This is a genomic window from Mediterraneibacter sp. NSJ-151 (assembly GCF_022487435.1).
Classification (GTDB): Bacteria; Bacillota; Clostridia; order Lachnospirales; family Lachnospiraceae; genus Schaedlerella; species Schaedlerella hominis.
The window spans coordinates 1-4,141 of sequence record NZ_JAKVPP010000027.1 but is presented as its reverse complement, the minus strand read 5'-3'; the positions used below and the strand labels follow the sequence as shown (position 1 = coordinate 4,141).

At 39.4% G+C, this 4,141-nt stretch carries 4 protein-coding genes and 1 pseudogene; 4 read left to right on the top strand and 1 reads right to left on the bottom strand.

Going from position 1 to position 4,141, the window contains the following annotated elements:
- Nucleotides 1-95 (top strand): annotated as a pseudogene (locus LQE94_RS16495) (polysaccharide deacetylase family protein); the annotation flags it as partial.
- A 1-nt stretch (nt 96) separates the two neighbouring features.
- Here LQE94_RS16495 and pdaA read toward each other — a convergent pair.
- On the bottom strand, nt 97-945 hold the full coding sequence (gene pdaA / locus LQE94_RS16050) for a delta-lactam-biosynthetic de-N-acetylase (protein ID WP_240578188.1): 849 nt from the start codon (nt 943-945) through the stop codon (nt 97-99).
- Nucleotides 946-1,082: 137 nt separating this feature from the next.
- Between pdaA and LQE94_RS16045 the strand changes: the two genes are divergently transcribed.
- From LQE94_RS16045 to LQE94_RS16035, 3 genes are all read left to right on the top strand, one after another.
- Nucleotides 1,083-1,874, top strand: coding sequence for a Cof-type HAD-IIB family hydrolase (locus tag LQE94_RS16045; RefSeq protein WP_118724831.1), 792 nt, complete (start codon nt 1,083-1,085; stop codon nt 1,872-1,874).
- Between the two features lie 95 nt (nt 1,875-1,969).
- A complete protein-coding gene (locus tag LQE94_RS16040; protein ID WP_240578187.1) occupies nt 1,970-2,953 on the top strand; it encodes a D-isomer specific 2-hydroxyacid dehydrogenase family protein in 984 nt (327 codons plus the stop codon).
- 17 nt (nt 2,954-2,970) lie between these two features.
- Nucleotides 2,971-4,092 carry a glycerate kinase gene (locus LQE94_RS16035; protein ID WP_118724872.1) on the top strand — a complete coding sequence of 374 codons (1,122 nt, stop codon included), beginning with the start codon at nt 2,971-2,973 and terminating at the stop codon, nt 4,090-4,092.
- Nucleotides 4,093-4,141 lie beyond the last annotated feature (49 nt).

Genomic DNA, 4,141 nt, shown 5'->3' with positions numbered 1-4,141 from the left:
TAAAGCGAATGGAGAAAGAAGGACATATCGTCGGCAATCATACATATCATCATCCTGATATGACAAAACTATCCTCCCTCTCTGCATTTGAAAAGGTTACTTGATGCTATCTAATGATTTGAACTGATATCCCATTTCTTCCCATTTTGTTAAAAGTTCGTCGAGAATCTCGCCATTCGTTTTAGATGTGCTATGAAGCAGGACAATGGCACCTGGGTGAACACGGGTAAGTAACTTGTCGAAAGCTTCTTCCTTTGTCGGCTGATTATTTTCTTGCCAGTCAACATAGGCAAGACTCCAGAAGAAAGTATGATAGCCGAGTTCTTTTGCCATTTGTAAATTATTTTCATTATATTTCCCTTGCGGAGGACGATAGAATTTAGTCATTTCTTTGCCAGTAACATTGTTGTAGGCGTTCTCTACATCTTTTAATTCCTTTTCAAATGCAGAGAGGGAGGATAGTTTTGTCATATCAGGATGATGATATGTATGATTGCCGACGATATGTCCTTCTTTCTCCATTCGCTTTATCAAATCTGGATTTGATTCAATATAAGTTCCGACAACAAAAAATGTGGCTGGAGCATTGTGTTTTTTCAGTGCATCTAAAATTATGGGAGTGTTTCCATTTTCAAATCCGGCATCAAATGTCAAGTAGAGGACTTTTTCAGTAGTATTTTGTGCATAATAAGCATCGAATCTGGCAAGTTCCTCCATAGATGCATTTGCAATGGGCGGTTCGCCATCGGTCTGAAAACTTAATCCCCAGTTTCCTTCAGAAGAACAAGTGATAGCAGATGGGCGAAGTTGTTCTTTCATTTGTGCAGTAAAACGTCCGATACAAAAAGATGCACAAAAAAACAAGAGGATGGCAAAGAGACGAAGCGAGATAGCATATGTTTTGGTAGTGCGAAATGTGGAAATTTTGTCTTTGATTTTCTTCATAAACAAGAATCCAAGAAGATTTTTGTTTTAATATATTCACAGAAAAGAAAAATCAGAACGGAAGTAAAGCATAAATAGACATTTCCCCAAAAAAGTGATAGAGTAAAAAAATAGAAATTTTAGAAAGAGGAAACAAAATGAAGAAAAGCGCATTGTTTTTTGATATAGATGGAACAATATTATCTGAAATTACAAAGGAAATTCCTGAGAGTGCATTGGAAGCGTTGAATCAGGCAAAGAAAAACGGACATAAGATGTATATCAATACAGGACGTACCTATTGTAATATTCCACCGCAGCTGCGACGATTTGATTTTGACGGATTTTTATGCGGATGTGGATGTTATCTGGTGTGCAACGATGAGGTCGTGTTGGAGAGCCATATAGAAAAAAAGCGTGGACAGGACATTATTGATATGATGTACGAATGTAAGTTGGATGGAATCCTGGAAGGTACAGAGGATGCATATTTCCCGATAAAACGCTCTCGATTTGAAATGCTCGAAACGTCTCGGCGATTTTTTGCAAAAAAAGGACTCGGGATTGAAAAATATATCGATGAAGGTGATATAGAATACGATAAATTATTTGTATATGCAGATGAGCAGAGCGATAAACAAAAGTTTTTCGATTTTCTGAAGGCAGACATGGAAGTGATTGACCGAGGAGATAATGCATATGAAATCGCTCAGAAACCATTTTCAAAAGCAACGGCATGTGAATTTATGAGAAAACGTCTTGGGTTAGAGTTGGATCAAGTTTATGTGTTTGGAGATAGCGGTAATGATTTATCCATGTTCGAATACGCACAACACACAATTGCACTGGGAGCACATTCAGAGGTGCTTGATCCCTATACAGAATTTGTGACTAAGACCGTTGAAGATGACGGAATTGCGTATGCCATGAAACATTATGGATTGATTTAAGTCGAGAAGACTCTCACCTCTTCAGGTGGTGAGTAATAGCAAATTTGTCTCAGTGAAAGCACCTCAACTAGGCGATTATTGGAGGAGGATACACGATGAAATTATTTGTATACAGTTATAGAGAATTCGATGAAGCAGAATTTTTTCAAAAATTTGCAGAAGAGTATCATGTAGAGCTTGGAATTTGTCATGATGCTCCAACGATGGAAAATGCTTATCTAGCAGAAGGATACCCATATGTCAGTATCATTACAACTAAAATCGATGAGGAGTTGATGAATCGTTTTCATGCACTTGGCGTGAAAATGATTTCGACAAGAACAATCGGTTACGATCATATTGATTTGGAAGCTGCCAGAAAATGTGGCATCAGCGTGGGAAATGTGACGTATTCTCCGGAGTGTGTCGCGGATTATACGGTGATGTTGATGCTGATGTCCATTCGTAAAATGAAACGGATCATGCAGCGTGAAGAAATCAATGACTTTTCGCTTCCCGGTATTAAGGGAAAAGAGATGCCGAATTTTACAGTCGGAGTGCTCGGAACCGGACGAATCGGTCGTGCTGTGATTCGTGATATCAGCGGATTTGGCTGTAAGATTTACGCATATGATCAGTATGAAAATGATGAAGTGAAAAAATATGCACAGTATGCATCTTTAGATGAAATTTATGAAAAATGCGATATGATTACCCTTCATATGCCATTAACAAAGGAAAATATGCATTTGATCGATGCAGAAGCAATTCAGAAGATGCAGGATGGTGTTGTGTTGATTAATACAGCGAGGGGCGGATTGATCGATACGAAAGCGTTAATTGACGGACTGGAATCCTGCAAAATAGGAGCGGCAGGATTGGATGTTATTGAAGACGAATTTGGAATGTATTATTTTGATAGAAAATCAGATGTTTTAAGTAAGCATGATTTATATATTTTAAGAGGATTTCCAAATGTTATCGTAACTCCTCACATGGCATTTTATACAGACCAGGCAGTAAGTGATATGGTAAAACATTCGATTGAAAGTTGTATGCTTCATGAGGCGGGAAAAGAGGATCCTTGCAGGGTGATTTGAGACAGAGGAAAATGAATATGAAAGTGGTAGTAGCAGTAGATTCATTTAAAGGAAGCATGACTTCTATGGAAGCCGGAAGAGCGGCAGAAGAAGGAATAAGGGCAGCAAAACCTGATGCCAAAGTGGTGGTAAAACCATTGGCAGACGGAGGAGAAGGAACAACAGAAGCGTTAATAGAAGGTCTTGGAGGAGAAAAAATAGAAGTTACGGTAACGGGACCTTACGGATTGCCGGTAACAGCTTATTATGGATATTTAAAGGAAACAAAAACAGCGGTGATCGAGATGGCTTCAGCAGCAGGAATTACGTTGTCGAATGAAAGAAATCCAATGAAGGCAACTACTTATGGTGTTGGAGAAATGATTGAAGATGCTCTTTCCAGAGGATGCAGAGATTTTATCGTTGGAATCGGAGGAAGTGCAACCAATGACGGAGGAGTTGGAATGCTTCGTGCATTAGGATTTGAGTTTCTGGATGAAAATGGAGAAGATGTCGGAAATGGTGCCCAGGCGTTGGGGCGAATTGCTCAGATTGAGACAAAAAAGAAAAATCCACTTCTTGCAGAGTCATTTTTTAAAGTGGCATGTGATGTGACTAATCCACTTTGTGGAGAAAATGGTGCTACATTTATATTTGGATCGCAGAAAGGTGTGACAGAAGAACAAAAAGTACCGATTGACGGTGCAATGAAACATTACGCAGCTATAACAGAACAGACTCTTGCGTGTGATTGTGTGAATGCCAAAGGAAGCGGAGCAGCCGGCGGAATGGGTTTTGCATTTTTATCATATCTGCAGGCAGAACTGATACCTGGAATTGATCTGATATTAGATGCTGTTGGAATAGAACAGGAATTAAAGGATGCAGACATCGTTGTAACAGGCGAAGGAAAATTAGATTTTCAGACTGCGATGGGAAAAGCACCGGTAGGAGTGGCAAAACGTGCTAAGAAACATGGTGCAAAAGTGATTGCGTTTGCAGGAAGTGTTACACCGGAAGCTGCGGCGTGCAATAAAGTCGGAATTGATGCGTTTTTTCCAATCGTGAGAGGTGTTACTACAATAGAAGAAGCAATGAATACAGAAAATGCAAAGAATAATATGCGTATGACAGTAGAACAAGTCTTTCGGTTAATGTGATCAATGGGGACGGGGTTTAGTGGCTCTTTTGGCACGCCAAAAGAGCCAC

Excerpts from the sequence above, each read along its gene's own strand:
- LQE94_RS16045 (WP_118724831.1), top strand. The coding sequence starts at position 1,083 with ATGAAGAAAAGCGCATTGTTTTTTGATATAGATGGAACAATATTATCT.
- LQE94_RS16040 (WP_240578187.1), top strand. The coding sequence starts at position 1,970 with ATGAAATTATTTGTATACAGTTATAGAGAATTCGATGAAGCAGAATTT.
- LQE94_RS16035 (WP_118724872.1), top strand. The coding sequence starts at position 2,971 with ATGAAAGTGGTAGTAGCAGTAGATTCATTTAAAGGAAGCATGACTTCT.
- pdaA (WP_240578188.1), bottom strand. The coding sequence starts at position 945 with ATGAAGAAAATCAAAGACAAAATTTCCACATTTCGCACTACCAAAACA.